Annotated in this window: 23 protein-coding genes; 13 read left to right on the forward strand and 10 right to left on the reverse strand. The window is 70.2% G+C overall.

The window, feature by feature from the left end; genetic code table 11:
* Window positions 1-663 (forward strand): TetR/AcrR family transcriptional regulator, encoded by a 663-nt coding sequence (locus tag AC3AOF_RS05475; protein ID WP_442919313.1) that lies wholly within the window; start codon window positions 1-3, stop codon window positions 661-663.
* Window positions 664-808: 145 nt separating this feature from the next.
* Here the strand turns inward: AC3AOF_RS05475 and AC3AOF_RS05480 are convergent, their stop codons facing one another.
* Window positions 809-1,387 carry a cytochrome b gene (locus AC3AOF_RS05480; protein ID WP_236991733.1) on the reverse strand — a complete coding sequence of 193 codons (579 nt, stop codon included), beginning with the start codon at window positions 1,385-1,387 and terminating at the stop codon, window positions 809-811.
* 175 nt (window positions 1,388-1,562) lie between these two features.
* On the opposite strand from AC3AOF_RS05480, the gene radA reads away from it, so the two are divergent.
* The 7 genes from radA to AC3AOF_RS05515 all read left to right on the forward strand — a co-directional run bounded on the left by radA (window position 1,563) and on the right by AC3AOF_RS05515 (window position 9,848).
* A complete protein-coding gene (gene radA, locus AC3AOF_RS05485; RefSeq protein ID WP_488347896.1) occupies window positions 1,563-3,032 on the forward strand; it encodes a DNA repair protein RadA in 1,470 nt (489 codons plus the stop codon).
* Window positions 3,033-3,228: 196 nt separating this feature from the next.
* Entirely contained in the window at window positions 3,229-3,822 is a 594-nt protein-coding gene (locus AC3AOF_RS05490) for a CvpA family protein (protein ID WP_488347897.1), read from the forward strand.
* Window positions 3,823-4,101: 279 nt separating this feature from the next.
* Window positions 4,102-5,604 (forward strand): amidophosphoribosyltransferase, encoded by a 1,503-nt coding sequence (purF, locus tag AC3AOF_RS05495; RefSeq protein WP_488347898.1) that lies wholly within the window; start codon window positions 4,102-4,104, stop codon window positions 5,602-5,604.
* A 20-nt stretch (window positions 5,605-5,624) separates the two neighbouring features.
* Window positions 5,625-6,383 carry an SDR family NAD(P)-dependent oxidoreductase gene (locus AC3AOF_RS05500; RefSeq protein ID WP_236991729.1) on the forward strand — a complete coding sequence of 253 codons (759 nt, stop codon included), beginning with the start codon at window positions 5,625-5,627 and terminating at the stop codon, window positions 6,381-6,383.
* 350 nt (window positions 6,384-6,733) lie between these two features.
* A complete protein-coding gene (locus tag AC3AOF_RS05505) occupies window positions 6,734-8,845 on the forward strand; it encodes a sensor domain-containing protein (protein WP_488347899.1) in 2,112 nt (703 codons plus the stop codon).
* A 92-nt stretch (window positions 8,846-8,937) separates the two neighbouring features.
* The gene (locus tag AC3AOF_RS05510) at window positions 8,938-9,342 is read left to right on the forward strand and encodes a dihydrofolate reductase family protein (protein WP_236991727.1); all 405 of its coding nucleotides are present in this window, start codon (window positions 8,938-8,940) and stop codon (window positions 9,340-9,342) included.
* 50 nt (window positions 9,343-9,392) lie between these two features.
* Window positions 9,393-9,848 carry an NUDIX hydrolase gene (locus AC3AOF_RS05515; protein ID WP_236991726.1) on the forward strand — a complete coding sequence of 152 codons (456 nt, stop codon included), beginning with the start codon at window positions 9,393-9,395 and terminating at the stop codon, window positions 9,846-9,848.
* Window positions 9,849-9,900: 52 nt separating this feature from the next.
* Here the strand turns inward: AC3AOF_RS05515 and AC3AOF_RS05520 are convergent, their stop codons facing one another.
* Window positions 9,901-10,389, reverse strand: coding sequence for a P-loop NTPase family protein (locus AC3AOF_RS05520; RefSeq protein WP_488347900.1), 489 nt, complete (start codon window positions 10,387-10,389; stop codon window positions 9,901-9,903).
* A gap of 57 nt (window positions 10,390-10,446) precedes the next feature.
* Window positions 10,447-11,325, reverse strand: coding sequence for an SDR family oxidoreductase (locus AC3AOF_RS05525; protein ID WP_236991724.1), 879 nt, complete (start codon window positions 11,323-11,325; stop codon window positions 10,447-10,449).
* Window positions 11,326-11,428: 103 nt separating this feature from the next.
* Between AC3AOF_RS05525 and AC3AOF_RS05530 the strand changes: the two genes are divergently transcribed.
* Window positions 11,429-12,307 (forward strand): LysR family transcriptional regulator, encoded by an 879-nt coding sequence (locus AC3AOF_RS05530; protein ID WP_236991723.1) that lies wholly within the window; start codon window positions 11,429-11,431, stop codon window positions 12,305-12,307.
* Window positions 12,308-12,687: 380 nt separating this feature from the next.
* On the opposite strand, the gene AC3AOF_RS05535 is transcribed toward AC3AOF_RS05530, so the two are convergent.
* Window positions 12,688-12,906 carry a DUF1289 domain-containing protein gene (locus AC3AOF_RS05535; RefSeq protein WP_488347901.1) on the reverse strand — a complete coding sequence of 73 codons (219 nt, stop codon included), beginning with the start codon at window positions 12,904-12,906 and terminating at the stop codon, window positions 12,688-12,690.
* Window positions 12,907-12,999: 93 nt separating this feature from the next.
* On the opposite strand from AC3AOF_RS05535, the gene AC3AOF_RS05540 reads away from it, so the two are divergent.
* Both AC3AOF_RS05540 and AC3AOF_RS05545 read left to right on the forward strand, forming a co-directional pair.
* A complete protein-coding gene (locus tag AC3AOF_RS05540; RefSeq protein ID WP_236991721.1) occupies window positions 13,000-13,278 on the forward strand; it encodes a metal/formaldehyde-sensitive transcriptional repressor in 279 nt (92 codons plus the stop codon).
* A gap of 14 nt (window positions 13,279-13,292) precedes the next feature.
* Window positions 13,293-14,399 (forward strand): nickel/cobalt efflux transporter, encoded by a 1,107-nt coding sequence (locus AC3AOF_RS05545; protein WP_488347902.1) that lies wholly within the window; start codon window positions 13,293-13,295, stop codon window positions 14,397-14,399.
* Between the two features lie 194 nt (window positions 14,400-14,593).
* On the opposite strand, the gene AC3AOF_RS05550 is transcribed toward AC3AOF_RS05545, so the two are convergent.
* Window positions 14,594-15,247: a metallophosphoesterase family protein gene (locus tag AC3AOF_RS05550; RefSeq protein ID WP_488347903.1), complete on the reverse strand. Its 654-nt coding sequence runs from the start codon at window positions 15,245-15,247 to the stop codon at window positions 14,594-14,596.
* Window positions 15,248-15,281: 34 nt separating this feature from the next.
* Window positions 15,282-17,240, reverse strand: a complete 1,959-nt coding sequence (locus AC3AOF_RS05555; RefSeq protein WP_488347904.1) for a putative bifunctional diguanylate cyclase/phosphodiesterase — start codon at window positions 17,238-17,240, stop codon at window positions 15,282-15,284.
* 466 nt (window positions 17,241-17,706) lie between these two features.
* Between AC3AOF_RS05555 and otsB the strand changes: the two genes are divergently transcribed.
* Both otsB and AC3AOF_RS05565 read left to right on the forward strand, forming a co-directional pair.
* A complete protein-coding gene (gene otsB / locus AC3AOF_RS05560; RefSeq protein ID WP_488347905.1) occupies window positions 17,707-18,459 on the forward strand; it encodes a trehalose-phosphatase in 753 nt (250 codons plus the stop codon).
* A 69-nt stretch (window positions 18,460-18,528) separates the two neighbouring features.
* Window positions 18,529-18,951 carry an FKBP-type peptidyl-prolyl cis-trans isomerase gene (locus tag AC3AOF_RS05565; RefSeq protein ID WP_236991716.1) on the forward strand — a complete coding sequence of 141 codons (423 nt, stop codon included), beginning with the start codon at window positions 18,529-18,531 and terminating at the stop codon, window positions 18,949-18,951.
* Between the two features lie 85 nt (window positions 18,952-19,036).
* Here the strand turns inward: AC3AOF_RS05565 and AC3AOF_RS05570 are convergent, their stop codons facing one another.
* Genes AC3AOF_RS05570 through AC3AOF_RS05585 form a run of 4 tightly spaced genes read right to left on the reverse strand, consistent with a single transcriptional unit; the run spans window position 19,037 to window position 22,813 of the window.
* Window positions 19,037-19,759: an ABC transporter ATP-binding protein gene (locus AC3AOF_RS05570; RefSeq protein ID WP_236992877.1), complete on the reverse strand. Its 723-nt coding sequence runs from the start codon at window positions 19,757-19,759 to the stop codon at window positions 19,037-19,039.
* 14 nt (window positions 19,760-19,773) lie between these two features.
* Window positions 19,774-20,538, reverse strand: a complete 765-nt coding sequence (locus AC3AOF_RS05575; RefSeq protein WP_488347906.1) for an ABC transporter ATP-binding protein — start codon at window positions 20,536-20,538, stop codon at window positions 19,774-19,776.
* Window positions 20,535-21,863, reverse strand: coding sequence for a branched-chain amino acid ABC transporter permease (locus AC3AOF_RS05580; RefSeq protein WP_488347907.1), 1,329 nt, complete (start codon window positions 21,861-21,863; stop codon window positions 20,535-20,537). The genes AC3AOF_RS05575 and AC3AOF_RS05580 overlap by 4 nt, the downstream gene beginning before the upstream one ends.
* Window positions 21,860-22,813, reverse strand: coding sequence for a branched-chain amino acid ABC transporter permease (locus tag AC3AOF_RS05585; RefSeq protein WP_236991713.1), 954 nt, complete (start codon window positions 22,811-22,813; stop codon window positions 21,860-21,862). Before AC3AOF_RS05585 ends, AC3AOF_RS05580 begins: the two co-directional genes overlap by 4 nt.
* Window positions 22,814-23,104: the final 291 nt, after the last annotated feature.

Here is a 23,104-nt window from a genome sequence, read left to right on the forward strand (position 1 = left end):
ATGGCGGAGCGGGAGGGAGGGCCGCGCCCGGGCGGGCGCAGCGCACGGGTCCAAGCCTCGGTCCATCGTGCCACGCGGGATCTCCTTGCCCGGATGGACCGCGCCGCGGTGACGATCCCGCTGGTCGCCGCGGAGGCCGGCGTCACGCCCTCGACGATCTACCGGCGCTGGGGCGAGTTGAACGACCTGCTCGCCGACGTGGCGGTCGAGCGGCTGCGGCCGGACATGGTGCCGGTCGAGACCGGCAGCGGCCGCGGCGACCTCCTGGCCTGGGCCGAGCAATATGCCGAGGAGATGGCCTCGCAGCTCGGCCGCGAGATGATCCGCGACGTGCTCGCCGCCGATGGCGAGGCCGGCCCCCGGCGCTGCTGCGGCTATGCCCGGCAGCAGATCGCCGTCATCGCCGAGCGCGCGGCGGCGCGGGGCGAGGCGTTTCCGGATCTCGACAGGGTGCTGGACCGGGTCATCGCGCCGATTCTCTTCCGCATCCTGTTCGACGAGGCGCTGGTGGCGGATCGGGTGGGGGCGTTGGTGGAGAATGCGTTTTCCGCCGGTGCCTGGACGGATATGGCGCGTATTTCTCCTCTCCCCGCGGGCGGGGAGAGGGCTGCTGACCCCTCGTCGGGTCAGCAGCAAGCGCAGGCGCAGCCGGAGCGAGGGTGAGGGGGTGTTTCCGGAGGAGCCACATTCGGCACTTCCCCCTCACCCCCGCCCTGCGGGCTCGCTGCGAACCCGACAAGGGGTTCGCAGCCCTCTCCCCGCCCGCGGGGAGAGGAGGGCACCTGCGCTTTACTCGTATCGAATCACATCACGCCGACCGCGCCTCATCCCCGCCCACCCGCCCCGGCCACATCCGCCCCATCACCTCGTCGCGGCGGATCCAGGCGTGCCAGGCCACGGCGAGGACATGAAGGCCGAGCACGATCCCGAGCCCCCAGGCGATCCAGTAATGCGCGCCGTAGCCCGCCTGCGACAAAGCCTTGTCGACCGGCACGAGGCGCGGGAACGAGAAGACGCCGAACCACGGCAGGCCGTAGCCGCCCGCCGCCGAATAGACGTAGCCGCTGACGGGCAAGAGCAGCATCAGGGCGTAGAGGGTCAGATGCGCCAGCGTCGCGGCGATGTGGGCGTGGCGCGACGGCGGCGCACGATAGGCCGGCTCGCCGGCGACGAGCCGCCAGACGAAGCGGAGCGGCAGGAGCAGCAGCACCGTCAGGCCGATCGACTTGTGGATGTCGAGGATCTCGCGCCGCGGCGAGGTGCCGGGCACCTGCCAGGCGGCGTAGATGCCAAGCCCGAGCGCCACCACGATCAGCGCCGCCATGAGCCAGTGGAAGCCGCGCTGGACGCGGTCGTAGTGGTAAGGTCGACCGGTCCGGGCCATCATCCGCATCCATCGTCACGATAAGGCCTGGCTTTCGCCGGGGATTGGGACGCGAGCGCGGCGGGTTCGTGTCTGAACGGTCGCTGGCGCGCGGTTGCAACGGCGTGCCCCTCGGGACATATCAGGAACACACCCAGGAGGCCGGCGCGCGGCCTTCAGCCCCGGAGATCAGCCGCCGATGGCGAAGAACCACCAGACCTTCGCCTGCCAGTCCTGCGGCGCGGTCTACAATCGCTGGCGCGGCCGCTGCGAGGCCTGCAACGGCTGGAACACGATCGTCGAGGAGACCGGCGCGGCAAGCCCGGTCTCCGGCCCGGTCGCGACCCGGCCGAGCCGGGCGCGGGGACGCATCTTCCCGCTCGAAGGGCTGACCGGCGAGGTCAAGGAGGCGCCGCGCACCTCGTCGGGCATCGCCGAGCTCGACCGGGTGACGGGCGGCGGCTTCGTGCGCGGCTCGGTGATCCTGCTCGGCGGCGATCCCGGCATCGGCAAGTCGACGCTGCTGATGCAGGCTTCCGCCGCGCTGGCGAAACGGGGTGAGCGCGTCGCCTACATCTCGGGCGAGGAGGCGGTGGGCCAGGTGCGCCTGCGGGCCGAGCGGCTGGGTCTCGCGAGCGCCCCCGTCGAACTCGCCGCCGAGACCAATGTCGAGGACATCGTCGCCACCTTGAGCCAGGGCAAGCCGCCGGCGCTGGCGATCATCGACTCGATCCAGACGATGTGGACCGAGACGGTCGAATCGGCCCCCGGCACGGTGACCCAGGTGCGCGGCTCGGCCCAGAGCCTGATCCGCTTCGCCAAGACCTCCGGCACCGCCGTGATCCTGGTCGGCCACGTCACCAAGGACGGGCAGATCGCCGGCCCCCGCGTCGTCGAGCACATGGTCGATGCGGTGGCCTCGTTCGAAGGCGACCAGGGCCACCATTTCCGCATCCTGCGCGCGGTCAAGAACCGCTTCGGCCCCACCGACGAGATCGGGGTGTTCGAGATGACCGACGGGGGCTTGGCCGAGGTGCCGAACCCCTCCGCCCTCTTTCTCGCCGGGCGCGACCTTGCGGCGCCGGGCACCGCGGTCTTCGCCGGGATGGAGGGCACGCGGCCGCTCCTCGTCGAGATCCAGGCCCTGGTGGCGCCGTCCGCACTCGGCATGCCGCGGCGCGCGGTGGTCGGCTGGGACCCGAACCGCCTGTCGATGGTGCTGGCGGTGCTGGAGGCCCATGGCGGCATCCGCTTGGGTGGCCACGACGTCTATCTCAACGTCGCGGGGGGGTTACGCATCAGCGAACCCGCCGCCGACCTCGCGGTGGCCGCCGCCCTGGTCTCCTCGCTCTCGGGCTCGGCCCTGCCGTCGGACGCGGTGTATTTCGGCGAGGTCGGCTTGTCGGGGGCGATCCGGCCGGTGGCGCAGGCGCCCGCGCGGCTGAAGGAGGCGCAGAAGCTGGGCTTTGCCAAGGCGCTGATGCCACAAGGTCGAGAGGGAATCGGCCGCGACGGCACCGGCCGCGACGGATCGGGAACAGGGTTTCCGGCGGAATCCTTGCGCCACATCGCCGACCTCGTGGCGGGCGTCGCCGCCAGCGGCAAGCCGGTCCGGGGCGGGCGGCGCCAGCAGCAGCGCATGCCGGCCTATGACGACGAGGATGTTTGAGAACCTGCCCATTGCCGAGATGAGGTCGCGGGTGGAAGAACCGGTCGATCGGTCCGAACGGGCCCCGCCTCGCGTCACGGCACAGGCCCTGCCGAGGGCAGGGTGACGGATCGGCTCGGGCAGCGTATACAACCCCGGCGGTGAAGGGCAGCCGCGACCCGAGCCAACGCGCACGCCCCCGAACCTGTTCCTGCCGATGCCGTTCTCCGTTCTCGATCTCGTCGTGCTGGGTGTCGTCGTCATCTCCGCGTTGCTCGCGGCGGTGCGGGGCTTCACGCGCGAGGTGCTGGCGATCGTGGCCTGGGTCGCGGCGGCCGGCCTCGCCTGGTACCTGCACCCGCTGCTGCTGCCGACCGTGAAGCAGCATGTCTCCAGCGACACCGTCTCGCTGGTGGCATCGATCGCCGCGATCTTCCTCGTCACCCTGCTGGTGGTCTCGGTGATCACCGTGAAGATCTCGGACCTGATCCTCGATTCGCGCATCGGCGCGGTCGACCGCAGCCTCGGCCTCGCCTTCGGGGCGGCCCGCGGCTTCCTGATCTGCGTCATCGGCTGGGTGTTCCTGGCCTGGCTGGTCCAGGGCAAGGTGCCGGACTGGGCCCAGCAGGCCCGCAGCCGCGAGATCCTGGAGAATAGCGGCCAGAAGCTGGTGGCGATGCTGCCGGACAATCCGGAAGGCCTGCTCAAGCAGTTCCGCAAGCCCAAGCCCGAGACCGATCCGGGCACCGACGCGCCGGCCGAGGCCGATGCCCCGCCCCAGCGCCGGACCGATGCCAGCCCGCGCCGCTGAAGCCGGGCCACGGACCGTTCACCAGGATGTTGCAAGGGCGCCCGACCGGCGCCCTTTGCATGTGAGGTAGGCCGCGCAACGCAGGTTTGACGCCTTGGTTCCGCCGAAGGCAGCGTTTACATAGCCGGCGGTGAGGCAAACGATCGGACGCGACGCTTCGGATGCGGGCGGCCCGAAACCTGCCTCCCGGGGTGAATCAGGCCCGCGCGCGGATGGTGTCGGTGCGCGGGGTCGGCGAGGCGAGGCCGTGCGGTGACCGGCCACCAGGGGCTTCTCATCATGTCAGCACGCAGCGAAACCTTCCGGGGTGCTCCCGGGGCGAACGAGGCGTTCGGCGGCGATCTCGACCTCGACGGCGATACCTTACGCGAGGAATGCGGGGTCTTCGGCATCTACGGCCATCCCGATGCCTCGGCGATCGTCGCGCTCGGTCTGCACGCCCTGCAGCATCGCGGCCAGGAGGCGGCCGGCATCGTGTCGTTCGACGGCCGGGTGTTCCATTCCGAGCGCCGCATGGGCCTCGTCGGCGATTCGTTCTCCGACCTCGCCACGATCGAGCGCCTGAAGGGCGAGACCGCGATCGGCCACGTCCGCTACTCGACCACCGGCGAGACGATCCTGCGCAACGTGCAGCCGCTCTTCGCCGAGCTCGAGACCGGCGGGCTCTCGGTCGCCCATAACGGCAACCTGACCAACGGCCTCTTGCTGCGCCGGCAACTCGTGCGCGACGGCGCCATCTGCCAGTCGACCTCCGATACGGAAGCGATCCTCCACCTCGTCGCCCGCTCGCGCCATGTCCGCATCGTCGACCGGGTGATGGATGCCCTGCGCCAGATCGAGGGCGCCTACGCCCTCGTGATGATGACCAACAAGAAGCTGATCGGCGCCCGCGATCCCCTCGGCATCCGCCCGCTGGTGCTCGGCGAACTCGACGGCCGCTACATCCTGGCCTCCGAGACCTGTGCCCTCGACATCATTGGCGCCCGCTTCGTGCGCGACGTCGAGAACGGCGAGATGGTGGTGATCTCGGAAGAGGGCATCGAGTCGATCCGCTTCGCCCGGGCGCAACCCTTGCGTCCCTGTATCTTCGAGTACATCTACTTCGCCCGTCCCGATTCGGTCGTCAACGGCAAGAACGTCTACTCGGTGCGCAAGAACATCGGCGTCGAGCTGGCGAAGGAATCGCCGGCCGAGGCCGATATCATCATCCCGGTGCCGGATTCCGGCGTGCCGGCGGCGCTCGGCTACGCCCAGCAGACCGGGCTGCCCTACGAGCTCGGGATCATCCGCAACCACTATGTCGGCCGCACCTTCATCCAGCCGACCCAGTCGGTGCGCGAGCTCGGCGTGCGGATGAAGCACTCGGCCAACCGCGCGGCGGTCGAGGGCAAGCGGATCGTGCTCGTCGACGACAGCCTGGTGCGCGGCACCACCTCGGTGAAGATCGTCCGGATGATGCGCGAGGCCGGCGCCCGCGAGGTGCATTTCCGCATCGCCTCGCCGCCGATCACCCATCCCGACTTCTACGGCATCGACACGCCGGAGAAGGAGAAGCTGCTCGCTGCCACCCACGACCTGGAGAGCATGCGCCAGTATATCGGCGCCGACTCGCTCGCCTTCCTGTCGATCGAGGGGCTGTACCGGGCGATGGGCGAGGAGGGCCGCAACGCCTCCTGCCCGCAATACACCGACCATTGCTTCACTGGCGATTACCCAACGGCGCTGACCGACCTCGCGGTCGCCTCGCCGCGCCGGATGGCGATCCTCGCCGAGGCCGACTGAGCCCAAGGCCCGCTGACCCGATGTCCGACACCCTCCTCCCCCCAAAACCCCTCGCCGACCGCATCGCGGTCGTTACCGGGGCCTCGCGCGGCATCGGCCGCGCGGCGGCCCTGGCGCTGGCCGCGGCCGGCGCCCACGTGATCGCGGTCGCCCGCACGCAAGGCGCCCTCGAGGATCTCGACGATGCCGTGCGGGCGGCGGGCGGCTCCGCCACCCTCGTCCCCCTGGACCTGTGCGACTACGACGCCATCGACCGCCTCGGCGCCGCGATCCACGAGCGCTGGGGCCGGCTCGACGTGCTCGTCGGCAATGCCGGCGTGCTCGGCAAGCTGATGCCGCTCGGGCACGTCGACCCGAAGGTCTGGTCGAGCGTCATGGACGTGAACGTCACGGCGAACTGGCGCCTGATCCGCTCCCTCGACCCGCTGCTGCGCCGCTCCGATGCCGGGCGGGCGGTGTTCGTCACCTCCGGCGCGGCCTCGTCGTGCCGGGCCTATTGGGGCCCCTACGCGGTGTCGAAGGCGGCGCTGGAAGCCCTGGTGCGGACCTACGCGGCTGAGACCGAGACGACGCCGGTGCGGGCGATGCTGCTCAATCCCGGCCCCCTGCGCACCGCGATGCGCAAGGCCGCGATGCCGGGCGAGGATCCGGAGACCCTGCGCACCCCGGAGGACCTGGCGCCCCACATCGTGCGGCTCGCGAGCCCGGACTGGACCGAGAGCGGGACGATCTTCGACTTCCCGACCGGCCGGGTGCTGACGCCGCAGAAGCCGGCCTGAGCCAAAAGCCGCCGCGTGTCGTCACGACCGGCATCGCCGTCCGGGACGACACTCCCTCGGCGGTCGGGCGCGCGCCTGTCCCGTCGGGCGGGCCCGCCTCGTCTCGACACGGACAGGCCTGCGGCGGGATTGCGCATTTTATGCTCGCCGCAGAAGCATCAAGGATCGTCTGAACATTCATCGCTCATTGCAAAATTCGAGATGCGGACTCTCGTGCTGTCTCGGCCGTTTCGGTCGTTGCGGCAGCGAAATTTAACACTGAATTAGGGGCCCTCCGCCCAACTCGGATACTGGGAAAACCTCATCACACTGGGCCCATCGGGGCCCGGCCGCAGACGGGACGGCCAGCCGTGACCGCAAGCACCGACGTCATGTACCGGCTGCTCGTCCAGGGCGTGACGGATTACGCGATCTTCATGCTCGATCCGGATGGGATCGTGGCGAACTGGAACGCCGGGGCGGAACGCACCAAGGGGTATACCGGCGACGAGATCGTCGGACGGCACTTCGCATGCCTCTACACCCCGGAGGATCGGGCGGCGGGATTGCCCGAGGCCGGCCTGCACGAGGCCCGGGAGACCGGACGCTTCGAGACCGAGGGCTGGCGCCTGCGCCGCGACGGCACCCGGTTCTGGGCCTTCGTCGTCATCGACGCGATCCGCGACGAGGACGGTCGCCTCCTCGGCTTCGCCAAGATCACCCGCGACCGCACCGACAAGCGGGCGCAGGAACTGCAACTCCTGGAGGCCAAGGAAGTCGCCGAGCGCCACCGCGACCACCTGGCCGCGACGACGGCCTTCCTCGACAGCGTGGTCGCCACCATCCCGTCGAGCGTCGTCGTGCAGGACGCGGCGACGGGACTGATCCGGCTCGCCAACCGCCAGGCGGAGCTTCTGCTCTGCGGCTGCACCGGCGAGCTGGTCGGCCGGCCGGCGGAGGCGGTGCTGCCGGCCACCCTCGCCGCACTGCTGAAGACCGCCCTCGCGGCCGCCGGCAGCCCGTCCGCCTCCGCCGTCACCCTCGAGGCGCCGGTCACGACCGCCTGGGGCTCGCGCACGCTCCGGATGCGCGCCCTGGCGATCGCCGGGACCGGCGAGCAGCCGCTCCACGGCCTGCTCATCGCCGAGGACGTCAGCGAGGCGCATGCCGCGAGCGTGCGGATCCACCATCTCGCCCATCACGACGCGCTGACCGGCCTGCCCAACCGCGAGCTGTTCCGGCAGCGGCTCGACGAGGCCCTGGCCGCCTACGGCGCAGCGGGCAAGGACGCGGCGGGAACCGGCACGGCGGTGCTGTGCCTCGACCTCGACGACCTCAAGTGCATCAACGACACCCTCGGCCATCCGGTCGGCGACCAGCTGCTGCGCGCCGTCGCCAGGCGCATCCAGGAGGCCTTGCGCCCGGGCGACACCCTGGCGCGCCTCGGCGGCGATGAGTTCGCGGTCGTCGCCCCACTCCTCGCGGCGGAAGCGGAGGCGGAGGCCCTGGCCGAGCGCCTGATCGCGGCGATGCGCGAGCCGATCGAGATCGACGGCCAGCGGATCGAGGCCGGCCTCAGCATCGGCCTCGCCCTCGCGCCTGCCGACGCCGACGGCGCCGACGGGCTCCTGCGCAGCGCCGACCTCGCGCTCGACGAGGCGAAGCGCACGGGCGGCGGCCGGTCCGTGCGCTTCCACGGTGCGCTCGCGGCCGCGGCCCGCTACCGCCGCCTGATCGAGACCGACCTGCGGGGGGCGATCACCCGGCGCGAGCTCGGCCTTCACTACCAGCCGATCGTCCGGGCGGAGGACGGCGCGACCGTCGGGTACGAGGCACTCCTGCGCTGGCACCACCCGTTACGCGGCCCGATCTCGCCCCTCGACTTCATCCCGGTCGCCGAGGAGACCGGGATGATCCACGAGATCGGTGCCTTCGTGCTGCACGAGGCGTGCCGGGAGGCGAGCTGCTGGACGAGCGGCCGCAGCGTCGCCGTCAACCTGTCGCCGGTGCAGTTCCGAAACGCGGCGCTGGCGGCGCAGGTCGCCTCGGCGCTCGCCGCCTCCGGCCTGCCCGCCGCCCGGCTCGAGCTGGAGATCACCGAATCGGTCCTGCTCGACGCCTCGTCGAACAACCTGGCGCTGCTGGGACAGCTCAAGCAGCTCGGGACGCGGATCGCGCTCGACGATTTCGGTACCGGCTATTCGTCCCTGAGCTACCTGTGCGCGTTCCGGTTCGACAAGATCAAGATCGACCGGACCTTCGTGCGCGAGCTCTGCGACAGCCGCGAGGCCCTGGCGGTGGTGCAGGCGATCACCGGGCTCAGCCGCAGCCTCGGCATCGCCACCACGGCGGAGGGCGTCGAGACGCCCGAGCAGGCCGCCTGCCTGCACCGGGAGGGCTGCACCCAGCTCCAGGGCTACCTGTACGGCAAGCCGATGCCGGCGAGCGCGCTGCCGGAGGGCGCGGAGGCCGGCATTCCCTGATCGTGAGCCCCCGCCCTTCGGCCGGCTGGCCCTCCGCCCGGCGGGCGGGCTATCAGGGGGCCGGGTTGCGGGGCCGGGGAGGGTCGAGGCCGATGATCGACGTGCGGGCGATGTGCGCCATCGGGCAGCGGGGCCAGCTCGGCCTCCACGGGCGGCTGCCCTGGGAGGGCAACGCCGATCCGCTCTACGTCGAGGACGTGACGCGCTTCTTCGCCGTGACGCAGGGGCACGTGCTGATCGCCGGGCCGAAGACCATCGAGGCGGTGCCGGACTTCGCCTACCAGGACCGCACCATCGCGATCATCCGCTCGCACGAGGACCCGCGGGCGGTGCTGGCGCGCTATCCCGGCCGGCGCATCTATGTCGGCGGCGGCATCGCGGTCTGGAACGTCTATGCGCCGTTCATCCAGCAATGGGACATCACCCGCCTGCCCTATGACGGCGAGGCCGACCGCTGGTTCGATCCGGCCTGGTTGGTGGGGCGGGGGCGGGACTGAGCCGGGAGCCGCCGGTCGGCGCGGGCATGGTGGGCGGAGGGAGAGGTCGGATGAGCGTCTGGCGCCCCGAGGCGCGGATCCGGTTCAAGGCTCTGGGCCTGCCCCGGCGCGGCGACCGCCTGCTCGCCGCGGAAGTCTCGAACGACGACGGCAGCCTCAAGGGCGTCCGGCCGCTCGGCGGCGGCGTCGCGTTCGGGGAGACGGCGCAGGCCGCCGTCATCCGGGAATTCCGGGAAGAGCTCGGCCTCGACGTGGAGACCGTCGGGCCGCCCGTCTTCCTGGAGAGCATCTACACCCATCACGGGCATGTCGGCCACGAGATCGTCGCCCTGTTCGAGATCCGCCTGCCCGAGGGATGCTTGTCCGACATGGAGCCCATCGCGTTTCGCGAAGACGACGGCGAGCCGTGCCGCGCCGCGTGGTTCGCCATCGATGCGCTCGATCGTCCGGGCGGCCTGCCCTTGTATCCGGCGGGATTGAAGGAGCGGCTGATCCGCATGCGGTAGCCCCGATCGCGCGCTACGGCTTTCCCCGGACAGCCCCGCCCATCCCGGGCCATCAGGCCATGAAGGCCGCCGCCTCGTCGCGCGTGCACAGGTGGACCTTCGTGCCGGCAAAGGCATCATGAATCCGCCGGTGGCCGGTGAACGACGAGGAGGTGGTCCGGGCCCAATAGTCCTGCGCCCAGGCCAGCAGGTCCCTCTGGTCGTCCAGTGTCATGCCGCGCCGCAGGCCGCGGGCGAGCAGGCCGTCCCGGCACGCCTCCCACGGGAGATCGAGCCAGACCAGCGTCGTCGCCCGCGCCAGGGCGACCTGGGACAGCCAGCCGTAGACGCCCTCGACGATCCAGGCCTCGGTCGCCGCGATCCCGGCGACGCGCGCCCTGGCCTCGTCCTCGTCGCGCTTGCCTCCGTCGGGATGCCAGTGGACGAGATCGAGGTCGTGGACCGGCACGGACAGGGCCGTGCCCAGGCGCGCGGCCAGAGTGCTCTTGCCCGAGCCGCTATTGCCGATGACGACCCACCGGACGGGGAGAGGAGGAACCATTCCCCACTCTCGCACCGCCATATCCGGGTTTCCACCGTCGCCCGCCGACGGGCGAGGTCAGGCGGCGGCCGCGACGGCGGCGGCGAAGTCGCGGTAGCCGTGCAGCGGGCGCCCCAGCAGCGCGGTCAGGCGCTCGCGGTCGCCCGCCTCCGGAATCATCCCGTCGGCCTGGAAGCGCTCGGCCATCAGGCGCATGTCGAAGGCCATCCAGGGCGGCATGACGGCCCGCAGGTTCCGCTCGAACCCGGCCGTGTCGTCGCCGCCATAGGCGATCGGGCGGCCGAGCACCTCCGACCAGAGTCCCGCGACGTTCGGCCCGGTCAGCGTCTCGGGCCCGACGAGGGTGAGGCGGTCGAGCGGCCCCGCACCCTGCTCGCGGCGGATCAGCGCCAGGGCCGCGATCTCGCCGATGTCGCGCGCGTCGATCATCGCCAGGCCCTTGTGGCCGAGCGGCATCGGGTAGACCCCGTGCTGCAGCACCATGTCGGCCACCGTGCGGTCGTTGTCGATGAAGTAGGCCGGGCGCAGGATGGTGGCCTCGAACCCCCGTCCCTCGGACACCATGCCCTCGATCATCCGCTCGACGGCGAACTTGCCGGCGAAATGGGGCACGTTCACGAACCGATCGCTGTGGATGACCGACAGGTAGACCACCCGCCGGATGCCCGCCTCGCGGGCGAGGTTGAGGGCGACCAGCGCCTGCGTGACCTCGTCGGGCACCACCGCGTTGAGCAGGAACAGGGTGGAGACGCCCGACAGCGCGCTGCGCATCGCATCGATGTCGAGGAAGTCACCCTTCGCCACCGCGACGCCGGGCGGGAGATCGGCCTTCGCGGGGTCGCGGACGAGGGCGCGGACATCGGCGCCGCGTTGCGCCAGTTGCCGGACCACGTGGCGGCCGACCGTGCCGGTGGCGCCCGTCACCAGGATCGTCATGGGATTGCTCCGCATTCGTCGTTGAACACCGCCGGAGGATGAGCGATCCGTATCCGAGCCGATAGGCGTCCGATCTGGACGCACCGTCTCGCTGGTGGAACGGATGGACCTGCTCGCCCTTGCCGACTTCACCCTCGTCGCCCGCCATGGCGGATTCGGGCGGGCCGCCCGCGCCTCCGGCCGGCCGAAGGCGACCCTGTCGCGCCGGGTCGCGGAGCTGGAGGCCGACCTCGCCTTGCGCCTGTTCGAGCGCGGCGCCCGGGTGCTGACGCTGACCGAGGAGGGGCGCGCCCTCCACGAGCGAGCCGGCGCCCTCCTGACCGAAATCGACGAGGCCGCGGCGGCGATCGCGGCCGGCGGGGCCCGGGCCCGGGGCCGGCTGCGGATCAGCGCGCCGCTGCTGTTCTCGCAGATCGCCATGGGCAAGGTGGCGGCGGGCTTCGCGCTGAAATACCCGGAGGTCCGCCTCAGCGTGACGACCGAGGACCGAGCCGTCGACATGGTCGAGGAGGGCTACGACCTGGTGATCCGGGTCAACCCGGTCCCGGAGGAGGCCCTGGTCGGCCGGATCTTCCTGCGCGACCGGATGGTGGTGGCGGCGAGCCCCGGCCTTACCCGCCCGGCGCAAGGGGACTACGCCCCGGCGGTGGTGCGGTCGGAGGAGCGGGCCGTCTGGACCCTGGCGGATGGCGCATCGCTCGCCGTCGCGCCCGTGCTGGTCCTGTCGTCGCTGGTGATGATCCGCGACGCGGTTCGCACCGGCCTCGGCGCGGCGCGCCTGCCGGTCTCCCTCGTCGCCCACGACCTCGCCGCCGGCCGGCTGGTCTCCTGGGGCGACGTGGCGGGATCGGACATCGCGCTCTGGGCGCTCTACCCGTCGCGCCGGCTCCTCAGCGCCCGGGTCTGCGCCTTCCTGGATCACCTGCGGGAGACGTTTCCGACCGGGGAGCCGGAGGAGCTGGCGGCGTACGTGGCGGAATGAGTCGCCCTCGCGCCGCCTGCTTCCGCCGGGGTTCGAACCTCGTCAGCGTGACCTTGCGGCGGGCTGTCGAGGGCAGGAAGCGGGTATGATACGCTTTCCGATTGATCGCTTCGCGATGCGGAAAGCGGCTTCGCTCAGGCGCCGCGCGGGCTGATGATACGAAATCCGGAAGTGATCTTCCGGATTTCGTATGATACCTACGGTCGTTGGAAACGACCTTTGGTTCCGTTCTCGAATTCTCGCCAAGCCTTTGCCTTGGTGTCGAAAATTCGAGATGGGTCAATGGCCCCGTCGATCTCGGGCTTGCCCGAGATCGAATCGATGCGTCAGCGTCTTGGGCCATTGGTATGAGGGCATTGGCCACGCTCGCAACGTGTGACCTACGAGCGTCGCGCCTTCCCGGCTGGAGCCGCTTCGACCGGCTGCTGTTTGCTCGACTGTTCCACCCGGCGCGGCAGATCGCGCAGGAGCGCGGTACGCCGATACGGCGTGAGCTTCCGCCACGCCTTGATCTCCGGCACGGTTCGGCCACAGCCCAGGCACCAGCCGGTCTTTCCATCCCACGCGCACACCCCGACGCAGGGGTCGTCCTTCTTCATGCCAGGGGCCTCCATGCCCCGGTCGCGCAATTCGTGCTCGACACGCTATAGGGTACCCCCCTATATATCCACCCAGAAGCGAAAGCTGCCCCCATGGCCCACACGATCAAGGAAAAGACCAAGCTGCTGGCGCGGGTGCGCCGCATCAAAGGACAGGCGGAGGCGGTCGAGCGCGCCCTGGAGGCCGAGCTGGGCTGCGCCGATGTGCTGATGCTGGTCGCCTCGATGCGCGGGGCTATCAATGGGCTGACTGCCGAGCTGATGGAAGACCATATCCGCCACCACGTCGTGAACCCGGACAACGAGCCGGACGCCGACCGCGCCAGGGGTGCGGCCGAGCTGATCGAGGTGGTGAAGACCTACCTCAAGTAACGAAAGCCCGTGCCATGACCCCTTTGACCGACCTGCTTCAGCAGGGGACGGCGCACGCGTGGCTGTTCGCGCCGACCGCGATCCTGCTTGGTGCGCTGCACGGCCTCGAACCCGGCCACTCCAAGACGATGATGGCTGCCTTCATCATCGCCGTGCGCGGGACGGTCATGCAGGCGGTCTTGCTGGGGTTGGCGGCAACGCTCTCGCACACGGCGGTCGTGTGGGCGATCGCGCTCGGCGGCCAGTCTTTCGGCCAGCAATATGCCGGAGAGGCGAGCGAGCCGTACTTCCAACTGGCGTCGGCCGTCTTGATCGTCGGCGTCGCCCTCTGGATGGCGTGGCGCACGTGGAGCGGGCAGCACCGCGACCATCATCACCATGACGAGAGGCACCACATCACAACCCGGGAAGGGCTGTTGACGCTGGAGGTGTTCGAGGACGGCGTGCCGCCGCGCTGGCGTCTCCGCAGCGAGCGCGGTCCACTGCCGGAGGCCGAGGCGGCGGGCATCGTCACTCGGCGCCCGGATGGAACTCGGCAGACCTTCGGCTTCGTGCGCAACGACGACTTTCTCGAAAGCCTGGAGGAAATCCCGGAGCCGCACGCCTTCACGGCCCGGCTCCACCTCGAACTACCGGCTGGAGTGGAAAACCATGAGGTTGCGTTCGAGGAGCACGACCACATGAACCTCGGCACCGAGGACGACGCCCACGCCCGCGCCCATGCCGACGACATCCGGCGTCGCTTCGCGGGCCGCACCGTGACCACCGGACAGATCGTCATGTTCGGCCTGACCGGCGGCCTGATCCCGTGCCCGGCCGCGGTCACGGTGCTGCTGTTGTGCATCCAACTCAAGCAGTTGAGCCTCGGCTTCGCCCTGGTGGCGTGCTTCAGCATCGGGCTGGCACTCACGATGGTCTCGGCGGGCGTCCTGGCGGCGCTGAGCGTCGAGCACGTCGCCTCGCGCTGGTCAGGGTTCGGCAGCTTCGCCCGACAGGCCCCCTATGCCTCGGCCGTACTGATCGTGCTGGTCGGTCTGTATACCGGCTGGACCGGCTGGCAGGGCATTCAGCACCGCTCGGTGGACCACGCAGCCCGGATCGACATCACTCACAGCCCTTAAGTATTGGAAGTGGCTTCGGCTTGAATTTATGCAACGATTTGAGTTTATTTAACGACCGAGTTGCAATCTCGAAGCTCCTTAGATTGTTGATTTTGCCGCATTTCATACGACGACACCCGGATTCTGCTGCACGGTCCTGGGATGACATCGAGGGTGTCGGCACCGCCGAGAGCAGCGATGCCGCTTCCGGCCGCCTACCGCACCGCCAGCACCTCCACCGGCGGCTCCCGCCCGTCGGTGAAGATACCGGCGGTGAGCGGGCCGCCGAACACCGCGCCCGTATCGAGGTTGGTGCGGTGGACCAGCAGTTCCGGCCGGCCGTCCCGCGTCGGGGTGTGGCCGTGCACGACGTGGCGGCCGAAATCGTGGTCCGAGGACAGGAACGGCTCGCGCATCCACAGCCGGGTCTCGCGGTCGCTCTCCTCGGCGCCCCGGGCCGGGTCGAGGCCGCCATGGACGTACCAGCGCCGCGCGTCGCCGTGCAGGGTCGGCAGGGCGGCGATCCAGGCGACGATCTCGGCCGGCAGGTCGCAGGGCTGCGTGACGCCGTAGGAGGCGAGTGTCGGGCCGGCGCCGTTGAGCCGCCACAGGTCGAGGTTCGTACCCGCGGCAGCGTCGAGCAGCATCGCCTCGTGGTTGCCCATCAGGCAGGTCACCGCCTCCGGCTCGCCGGCCTGGAGGTCACGCAGGATCGCGATGACCTCGGCGCTGTCGGGCCCGCGGTCGACGGCGTCGCCGAGGAAGACCAGGCGGCGCGGGCGCCCGGCGCGGTGCTCCTCGATCCGGGCGAGCAGGCGGGCCAGGAGATCCGCGCGGCCGTGGATGTCGCCGATCGCGTAAGTGAGCATGGCCGTCCCTCCCTCACGGGCGGCCGCTTCCCCGTCAGGCGACCGCTTGCTGGCGGGCGATCCCCTGGACCGGCCGGATCGCCCGCACCGCCTCGGAATCCAGGTAGCGCAGGGTGTCGGAGAAGCCCATCGGCCGGTGGAAATGGTAGCCCTGCATCAGCACGAAGCCGAGCCCTTCGAGCAGGCGGGCCTGCTCGGGTGTCTCGATCCCCTCCACCACACAGTCGAGCTTCAGGTTGCGGGCGAGCGCGGCGATCGACGTGACGATGTCGCGGCTGGCCGGATCGGTGGTGACCTCGCTGATGAAGCTGCGGTCGATCTTGAGCTTGTCGAGGGGCAGGCGGTGGACGTAGCTCAGGGACGAGTAGCCGGTGCCGAAATCGTCGAGCGCGATGGCGATGCCGGTGGCCTTCAGGGTCTCGAGTACGGTCTGGGCCTGCGCCACGTCCTGGATCAGCGCGGTCTCGGTCACCTCCAGGATCACCCGCTCCGGCTCCAGTCCGCTCGCCCGGATGGCCGCGACGAGGCCTGCGGCGGCCTGCGGCGAGGCGATATCCGCCATCGACAGGTTGAAGGACAGGGCGAGCCGGTCCGGCCAGGCCCGGGCGGCGGCCAGCGCCTGGCCGAACAGCACCGCGGTGATGCGGGTGATCAGGCCCGAGCGCTCGGCGATCGGCACGAACACCGCAGGCGAGACCGGGCCGAGCTCCGGGCTGGTCCAGCGCGCCAGCGCCTCGAACGCCACGGTGCGGCCGCGCCGCACGTCGACGATCGGCTGGAAGACCAGGCTCATCTCGCGGGACAGGTCGGCGTGGCGCAGCGCCTGCTCGATCACGCTCTGGGTGCGCAGGAGCCGCTCGTGCTCCTCGGTGAACAGCACGGCGGCGCCGCGGCTCTGCGCCTTGGCGTAGTACAGGGCGTAATCGGCCCGCTCGACCAGCTGGGCCGCCTTGTGGCCCGCCTCCGGATAGGCGGCAAAGCCGATCGACGCGCCGATCTGGGCGCTGCCGCCGTTCGGCAGCCGGAACGGCGCCGCGAGCGCACCGCAGATCGCCTCGCCCGTCGTCGCGAGCGCCGCGGTGCCGCGCAGGACGAGGCCGAACTCGTCGCCGCCGATGCGTGCCACCACGCCGGCCTCACCCACCACGTCCCGCACGCGCCGGGCGACCTCCTGCAGCACGGCATCACCCGCGCCGTGCCCGTGGGCGTCGTTCACCGGCTTGAACCCGTCGAGATCGATCAGGCCGACGACGAACGGCCCAGCCCCCGCCTCCGCCTCAGCCACGGCCTGGTCCAGGGAGGCGAAGAAGCTGCGGCGGTTGGGCAGCTCGGTGAGCACGTCGAGATTGGCGAGCCGCAGGTTCTCCCGGCTCAGGCGCCCGAGCTCGACCTGCTGTCCGATCAGGCGGGTGAAGTCGCGGTAATAGGTGAGGATCACGAAGGCCAGAGCGGCGCTGACGATCACCAGGTTAAGGCCGATCGCCCGCATGACCTGGTTGTCGAGGCTGCTGACGTGGAGGCAGAAGAGAATCGTGACGATCGCCGTCACCAGCAGGGCCGCCGCGCGCAGCTGCGCCAGGCAGAACACGCAGGCGATTGTGGTGGTGCCGACATAGAACAGCATGTGGGCCCGGGCGTAGGCGTCGCCGTACCCGAAGAGCGCGCAGCCCCAGGCCATGAAGCCGACCGCGAGAACGCCCGCGAGGACGACCGTGAGCCACAGCCTGGCGGCGAGCCGGGTCTCGTCGATCGGCTGCCGGGCCCGGCGCAGCCACAGCCCGAGCCGCAAGGCGCACACGGCCAGGAGGGCACCCAGCGGATAGAGGGTGAGCCGGTCCGGCGCCGCGCCGAGATAGGTGACCGCCAGGGCCGTCGAGTTGATCGCCAGGATGACGTAGAGCAGCGGAACCTGGCTGTGCAGGGCCTGCATCTGCGCCCGCATCAGGTCGGAATTCCCGGTATCGACCCGGAACAGGTCGACGATGGTCTTCATCCTGCGCACTGCGCGTCCACCCCGTCCGGTTCAGCCGATCATGGCACCGCGATCTCGCCCAAGAATCACGGCCGCTTGAATCAAAGGTTACCTTCCTGTCCCAGACCAGCAGATGACGGTTAGTCCCGGGTAAAAATCTCCGCCCTGTGGCCCGCCGGACAGGGTCGGCGCGTGTCACGGGACACGCCTCGTCCCCGAGGCTCGACTTACAACGGCGGATATTTGAGCGAATCCTATCATCGACGCCGCAGTCATGCGATGGAAGTTGCGTCAGAGCCGGCAATCTGCCTCCGGGCCGAGGGGCGCACCGCTCCGGCGGCACGGCTTCCCCCGCGACACGATGCCGTCGCGCCCGCTTCTCCCCGGCTTTGCCTCGCGGGCCCGGTTGCGGTTTAACCCCGGGATGCGGGCCGGTCGCGGCACTCTCTCGACGGCGGTCCTCGGCAGCGACGGGAGACGCGATCCCTTGACCGACAGAGCCTACGCCCTCTTCCTCGATTTCGACGGGACGCTCGTCGAGATCGCCCCCCGCCCCGACGGCGTCGTGGTCCCGCCCGCCCTGCCGCCGGGCCTGGCGCGGCTGCGCGGCCGCCTCGGCGGCGCGCTGGCGCTGGTGACCGGGCGGCCGATCGCCACCGTCGACGGTTTCCTGGACCCGGAGCGTTTCGACGTCGCCGGCCTGCACGGGGTCGAGATGCGCCGCGACGGGCAGGTGGTCGGCGGCGATCCGGCGGCGCATCCGGCTCTGCGGGCGGGCGTCGAGACCTTGCAGCGGGCGGTGGCCGATCTCGACGGCGTGCTGATCGAGGACAAGGGTTGCTCGGTCGCGGTGCATTGGCGGCTCGCGAACGAGGCCGATGCCGTCCGGGCGCAATCGGCCGCGTCCTCCATCGCGGGCATCCTCGGCGAGGCCTACCGGCTGCAGCAGGGCAAGGCGGTGGCCGAGATCCTGCCCGCCAGCGCCACCAAGGGCCACGCCATCCGGGCCTTCCTGCGCGAGGCGCCCTATGCCGGCCGCCGGGCGATCTTCATCGGCGACGACCTCACCGACGAGAAGGCCTTCGTGCCGGTGAACGAGGATGGCGGGATCACGATCCGGGTCGGGCCCGGCGACACGGTCGCCCGCCACCGGGTGGCCGATCCGGCCGCTGTGCGGGACCTGCTCATGGGCTGGGCCGAGGGCGGGACGATCGATCCCGGATCGCTGCCGCCGGCCTGACGCCCTGTCCCTCGACGCCGCAATGCCCTAACTCGAGTCCCGACGTCACGCACAGGAACGATCCCGTCGATGCGCCGTTCGCCCTTCTTCCTTGTCGGAGCCCTCACGATCGCCATGACCGCTTCAGCCTCCGCCGCTTCGTTCTCCACCACCCCGTCCGGCCTTCAGGTCAAGGACGACGTGGTCGGCACCGGCCCCCAGCCGAAGACCGGCCAGACCGTCAACGTCCACTATACCGGCTGGCTCTACCAGGACGGCAAGAAGGGCGCGAAGTTCGACAGCTCCCTCGACCGCAAGCAGCCGCTGAGCTTCGCGGTCGGCACCGGCCAGGTCATCAAGGGCTGGGACGAGGGATTGTCGACCATGAAGGTCGGCGGCAAGCGCACCCTGATCATCCCGCCCGAGCTCGGCTACGGCGCCCGCGGCGCCGGCGGCGTGATCCCGCCGAACGCCACGCTGATGTTCGACGTGGAGCTGCTCGGCGTTCGCTGACGCCTGCAAGCGTCATCCCGGGGCCGCGAAAGCGGAACCCGGGATGACAAGGACAGGATGTCGTTTTGCGGGCCAGGACACGCGTCTAGACTTCCAGCCACTCCCGCCGCACCGCCTCGTTGGCCGAGAGCGCGGCCGGCGTGCCCTCGAACACGACGTGGCCGTGACCCATCACGTAGAGGCGCTGCGACAGCTTGAGGGCGATGGTCAGCTTCTGCTCGACCAGCAGCACCGAGACGCCGCGGGCCGCGATCTCGCCGATCATCTCGGCGACGCGGGCGACCATCTGGGGCGACAGCCCTTCCGTCGGCTCGTCGATCATGATGAGATCCGGATCGCCCATCAGGGTGCGGCAGATCGTGAGCATCTGCTGCTCGCCGCCCGAGAGCACGCCGCCGGGCGTGTCGATCCGCTCCTCCAGCCGCGGAAACAGCCGGAAGATGTCGGCATAGGACCAGCGCCCGCCGCGCTTACCGCCCTTCTCGCCGAGCGCCAGGTTCTGCCGCACCGTGAGCTTGGGGAAGATCGCCCGCTCCTCCGGCACGTAGCCGAGACCCCTTCGGGCGACCGCGTAGGGCTTGAGACCCGCGATGGCTTGCCCCTTGAAGCGGATCTGGCCGCGGGGCGGCACGTCGCCCATGATCGCCTTGAGGGTGGTGGAGCGCCCGACGCCGTTGCGGCCGAGAATCGACACGATCTCGCCGGCCCCGACCGAAAAACTCACCCCCTGGAGGATGTGGCTCTTGCCGTAATAGGCGTGCAGGTCCTCGACCTCGAGGAGGGCGGGAGCGGCCCCGACGGCGGGCATCGCGAGGGCGGCGCTCACGCGGCCTCCTCCCCGGTGGCGACGCCGAGATAGGCTTCCTGCACGGCGCGGTTCTCCCTGATGCGGGCGGGCGTGTCGGTGGCGATGATCCGGCCGTAGACCAGGACCGAGATGCGGTCGGCGAGCCCGAACACCACCGCCATGTCGTGCTCGACCATCAGGAGCGTGCGGCCCGTCGTGACCTCGCGGATCAGCTGGGTCGCGTGCTCGCTCTCGCTGTGGCTCATTCCGGCCATCGGCTCGTCGAGGAGGATGACCTTGGCGTCGCTGGCGATCGCGATGCCGATCTCGAGCGCCCGCTGGTCGGCGTAAGCCAGCAATCCCGCCGCCACGGCGGCGCGGTGGCCGAGGCGGATGCGCGAGAGGATCTCCTCCGTGCGCTCGGCGACGCCCGGCAGCCCCTCGACCCCGCGCCAGAAGGACGGGCCGTGGCCCATCGCCCTCAAGACCGCGCAGCGCACGTTCTCCCACACGCTGAGCTTGGGGAAGATGTTGGTGACCTGGAAGCTGCGGGCGAGGCCGGCCCGGTTGATCGCCGCCGGGCGCCAGCCGGTGATGTCGCGGCCCTCCAGCTTGATCGTGCCGCTCGTCGGCGCGAAGCGGCCGCTGATCAGGTGGAACAGGGTCGACTTGCCGGCGCCGTTCGGCCCGATGATGGCGTGGCGCTCGCCCACCGGCACCGAGAGGTCGACGCCGTTGATGATCTTGGCCGGGCCGAAGCTCTTGTGGAGGCCGGACAACTCGATCGCGGGGGCGCTCATGCGAGTTTCTCCTTCGCGGCATCGGAGGCCTCGTGCCAGGCCGCATTCACCCGCGGCAGCACGGCCCGCAAGGCGAGGCCGCCGCCGACCGCCATCGCGCCGGCGACGATCCAGGGCAGGATGTGGGCGGCGTCGAAGGAGATGCCGATGAGGCTCATCTCGGTGCCGTCGCTCGCCTTGACCAGTATCCGGAACGCCATCTCGATCAGCGCGATCGACCCCGCGAGCAGGAGCAGGAAGGGCCCGAGGGCCAGGAGGTAGGCCGGCAGGAGGCGATGCGCGGTGCCGGCGCGGATCAGCGGACCGTGCATCAGGGCGAGGCCCGCGATGCCGCCGGGGGCGAACATCACGATGGCGATGAACAGGAGCCCGAAATAGAGCTGCCAGACCTCCGTCAGGTCGCTGAGCGAGACCTGGAGCAGCGTCACCACCACGGCACCGACGACCGGGCCGATGAAGGTACCGATGCCGCCGATGAAGGTCGCGAGCAAGACCACGCCCGATTGGTGCACGCCGAGATAGGCCGAGTTGGCGATCTCGAAATTGATCGCCGCGAGCGCCCCCGCCACGCCCGCGAACATTGCCGAGAGGCAGAAGGCGGTGATGCGGATCGCCTGCGGCTCGTAGCCCAGGAACTCGACCCGCTCCGGGTTCTCCCGCACGGCGTTGCACAGGCGCCCGAGCGGCGTGCGGGTGATGGCGTACATCGCGAGCGCGCAGATCAGGCACCAGGCGGCGATCAGGTAATAGACCTGGATCTGCGGCCCGAAGCTGAGGTCGAACAGCCGTAGCATCTTGGTGCGGTTGGCGGTGATGCCCTCCTCGCCGCCGAAGAAGCTGTGCAGGATGTGCGAGCCCGACGAGACCAGTTCGGCGATGCCGAGCGAGATCATGGCGAACACGGTGCCGGCGCGCTTCGTCGAGATCGCCCCGAACAGGATCCCGAAGGCGAGGCCGGCGAGCCCGCCCACCACCGGCATCAGCGGCAGGGGCACCGGCAGGCGTAAACCGGCGACGAGGTTCATCGCGTGGACGGTGAAGAAGGCGCCTAAGCCGTAATAGACCGCGTGCCCGAAGGACAGGAGCCCGGTCTGGCCGAGCAGCATGTTGTAGGATAGCGAGAACACCACCATGATGCCCATCAGGCTCATCATGGTCAGCGCGGTGCCGCTGGTGAAGACGAGCGGTGCGGCGACCAGGATCGCTCCGGCGAGGAGCCAGGGCAGCCCTTGCGCGGCGAGGCTCAGGCCCTTGGGGCGGATCGACGGGCGGCGGCCGGCCTGCGTCCAGTCGCCGGACGGCGCGATGTCGGCGAGGTCGCTCATGCTTCGCGGTTCCCGAGCAGGCCGGTCGGCCGCGCGATCAGCACGAGGACCAGCAGGAGATAGGGGATGATCGGCCCGATCTGGGCGATCGTCACGGTCCACAGATCGCCGAGCACGCCGCCGGACGGCGCGGCGTCGATGCCCAGTGATTGCAGGACGCTGGCGACCGAGACGTCGAGCGAGATCGCGAAGGTCTGGACCAGCCCGATCAGGAGCGAGGCCACGAAGGCGCCGGTCAGGGAGCCGAGGCCCCCGACCACCACGACCACGAACAGGATCGGCCCGAGCAGGCCCGCCATGTTGGCCTGGGTGACCAGGGCCGGCCCGGCGATGACGCCCGCCACCGCGGCCAAGCCCGTGCCGACGCCGAAGACCAGCATGAACACCTTCGGCACGTCGTGGCCGAGCATCGCCACCATGTTGGGATGGGTCAGCGCCGCCTGGATGATCAGCCCGACCCGGGTGCGGGTGAGCGCGACCAAGAGGGCGACGAAGATCACCACCGAGATCACCAGCATGAACAGCTTGTAGGCCGGGTAGTTGGTGCCGAACACCGTGAAGGCCGGGAAGTCGAGCACGGCCGGCACCCGGTAATCGACCGGCAGCTTGCCCCACACCATCTGCACCACCTCCTCGATCACGTAGGCGAGGCCGAAGGTGAAGAGCAGTTCCGGGACGTGGCCGTGGCGGTGGACGTTGCGCAGGCCGTAGCGCTCGACGAGCGCGCCGATCCCGCCGACCACGACCGGCGCGGCGACGAGGCCGATCCAGAACCCGGTGAACTTGCTGATCTGGTAGCCGAAGAAGGCGCCCAGCATGTAGAAGCTGGCATGCGCGAAGTTGAGCACGCCCATCATGCTGAAGATCAGGGTCAGGCCGCTCGCCATCAGGAAGAGCAGCATCCCGTAGAGCACGCCGTTCAGCGTCGAGATGATGACGAGTTCGAGCACGCGGGGTCTCCTGCCGGTGCGGGATGCCGAAAGGGCGGGTGCAGGGCGGGAGGCACCCGCCGGACTCATGCCGACGGCCCGAGATGCTGACGCATCAGGCTGCCTATTCATCTCCAATTTTCGATACCCAGCCAAGGCTTGGCGAAAACTAGCGAATGGGACCACCGTCCACGACAGCGCGGTCTGGCTGACGTACCTGTGACTCCCACCCAGAACCTCATCCTGAGGTGTCAGCCTATTGAAGATCGGCTGACCTCGAAGGAGGGCTCCAGAAGTCTCCGAGCGAACTGG

It is taken from the genome of Methylobacterium sp. 142-1Y, assembly GCF_057747795.1.

What these genes read in the sequence shown, in the direction of transcription:
- AC3AOF_RS05475 (WP_442919313.1), top strand. Translation starts at nt 1, where the DNA reads ATGGCGGAGCGGGAGGGAGGGCCGCGCCCGGGCGGGCGCAGCGCACGG.
- AC3AOF_RS05480 (WP_236991733.1), bottom strand. Translation starts at nt 1,387, where the DNA reads ATGATGGCCCGGACCGGTCGACCTTACCACTACGACCGCGTCCAGCGC.
- radA (WP_488347896.1), top strand. Translation starts at nt 1,563, where the DNA reads ATGGCGAAGAACCACCAGACCTTCGCCTGCCAGTCCTGCGGCGCGGTC.
- AC3AOF_RS05490 (WP_488347897.1), top strand. Translation starts at nt 3,229, where the DNA reads ATGCCGTTCTCCGTTCTCGATCTCGTCGTGCTGGGTGTCGTCGTCATC.
- purF (WP_488347898.1), top strand. Translation starts at nt 4,102, where the DNA reads ATGTCAGCACGCAGCGAAACCTTCCGGGGTGCTCCCGGGGCGAACGAG.
- AC3AOF_RS05500 (WP_236991729.1), top strand. Translation starts at nt 5,625, where the DNA reads ATGTCCGACACCCTCCTCCCCCCAAAACCCCTCGCCGACCGCATCGCG.
- AC3AOF_RS05510 (WP_236991727.1), top strand. Translation starts at nt 8,938, where the DNA reads ATGATCGACGTGCGGGCGATGTGCGCCATCGGGCAGCGGGGCCAGCTC.
- AC3AOF_RS05515 (WP_236991726.1), top strand. Translation starts at nt 9,393, where the DNA reads ATGAGCGTCTGGCGCCCCGAGGCGCGGATCCGGTTCAAGGCTCTGGGC.
- AC3AOF_RS05520 (WP_488347900.1), bottom strand. Translation starts at nt 10,389, where the DNA reads ATGGTTCCTCCTCTCCCCGTCCGGTGGGTCGTCATCGGCAATAGCGGC.
- AC3AOF_RS05525 (WP_236991724.1), bottom strand. Translation starts at nt 11,325, where the DNA reads ATGACGATCCTGGTGACGGGCGCCACCGGCACGGTCGGCCGCCACGTG.
- AC3AOF_RS05530 (WP_236991723.1), top strand. Translation starts at nt 11,429, where the DNA reads ATGGACCTGCTCGCCCTTGCCGACTTCACCCTCGTCGCCCGCCATGGC.
- AC3AOF_RS05535 (WP_488347901.1), bottom strand. Translation starts at nt 12,906, where the DNA reads ATGAAGAAGGACGACCCCTGCGTCGGGGTGTGCGCGTGGGATGGAAAG.
- AC3AOF_RS05540 (WP_236991721.1), top strand. Translation starts at nt 13,000, where the DNA reads ATGGCCCACACGATCAAGGAAAAGACCAAGCTGCTGGCGCGGGTGCGC.
- AC3AOF_RS05545 (WP_488347902.1), top strand. Translation starts at nt 13,293, where the DNA reads ATGACCCCTTTGACCGACCTGCTTCAGCAGGGGACGGCGCACGCGTGG.
- AC3AOF_RS05550 (WP_488347903.1), bottom strand. Translation starts at nt 15,247, where the DNA reads ATGCTCACTTACGCGATCGGCGACATCCACGGCCGCGCGGATCTCCTG.
- AC3AOF_RS05555 (WP_488347904.1), bottom strand. Translation starts at nt 17,240, where the DNA reads ATGAAGACCATCGTCGACCTGTTCCGGGTCGATACCGGGAATTCCGAC.
- AC3AOF_RS05565 (WP_236991716.1), top strand. Translation starts at nt 18,529, where the DNA reads ATGCGCCGTTCGCCCTTCTTCCTTGTCGGAGCCCTCACGATCGCCATG.
- AC3AOF_RS05570 (WP_236992877.1), bottom strand. Translation starts at nt 19,759, where the DNA reads ATGCCCGCCGTCGGGGCCGCTCCCGCCCTCCTCGAGGTCGAGGACCTG.
- AC3AOF_RS05575 (WP_488347906.1), bottom strand. Translation starts at nt 20,538, where the DNA reads ATGAGCGCCCCCGCGATCGAGTTGTCCGGCCTCCACAAGAGCTTCGGC.
- AC3AOF_RS05580 (WP_488347907.1), bottom strand. Translation starts at nt 21,863, where the DNA reads ATGAGCGACCTCGCCGACATCGCGCCGTCCGGCGACTGGACGCAGGCC.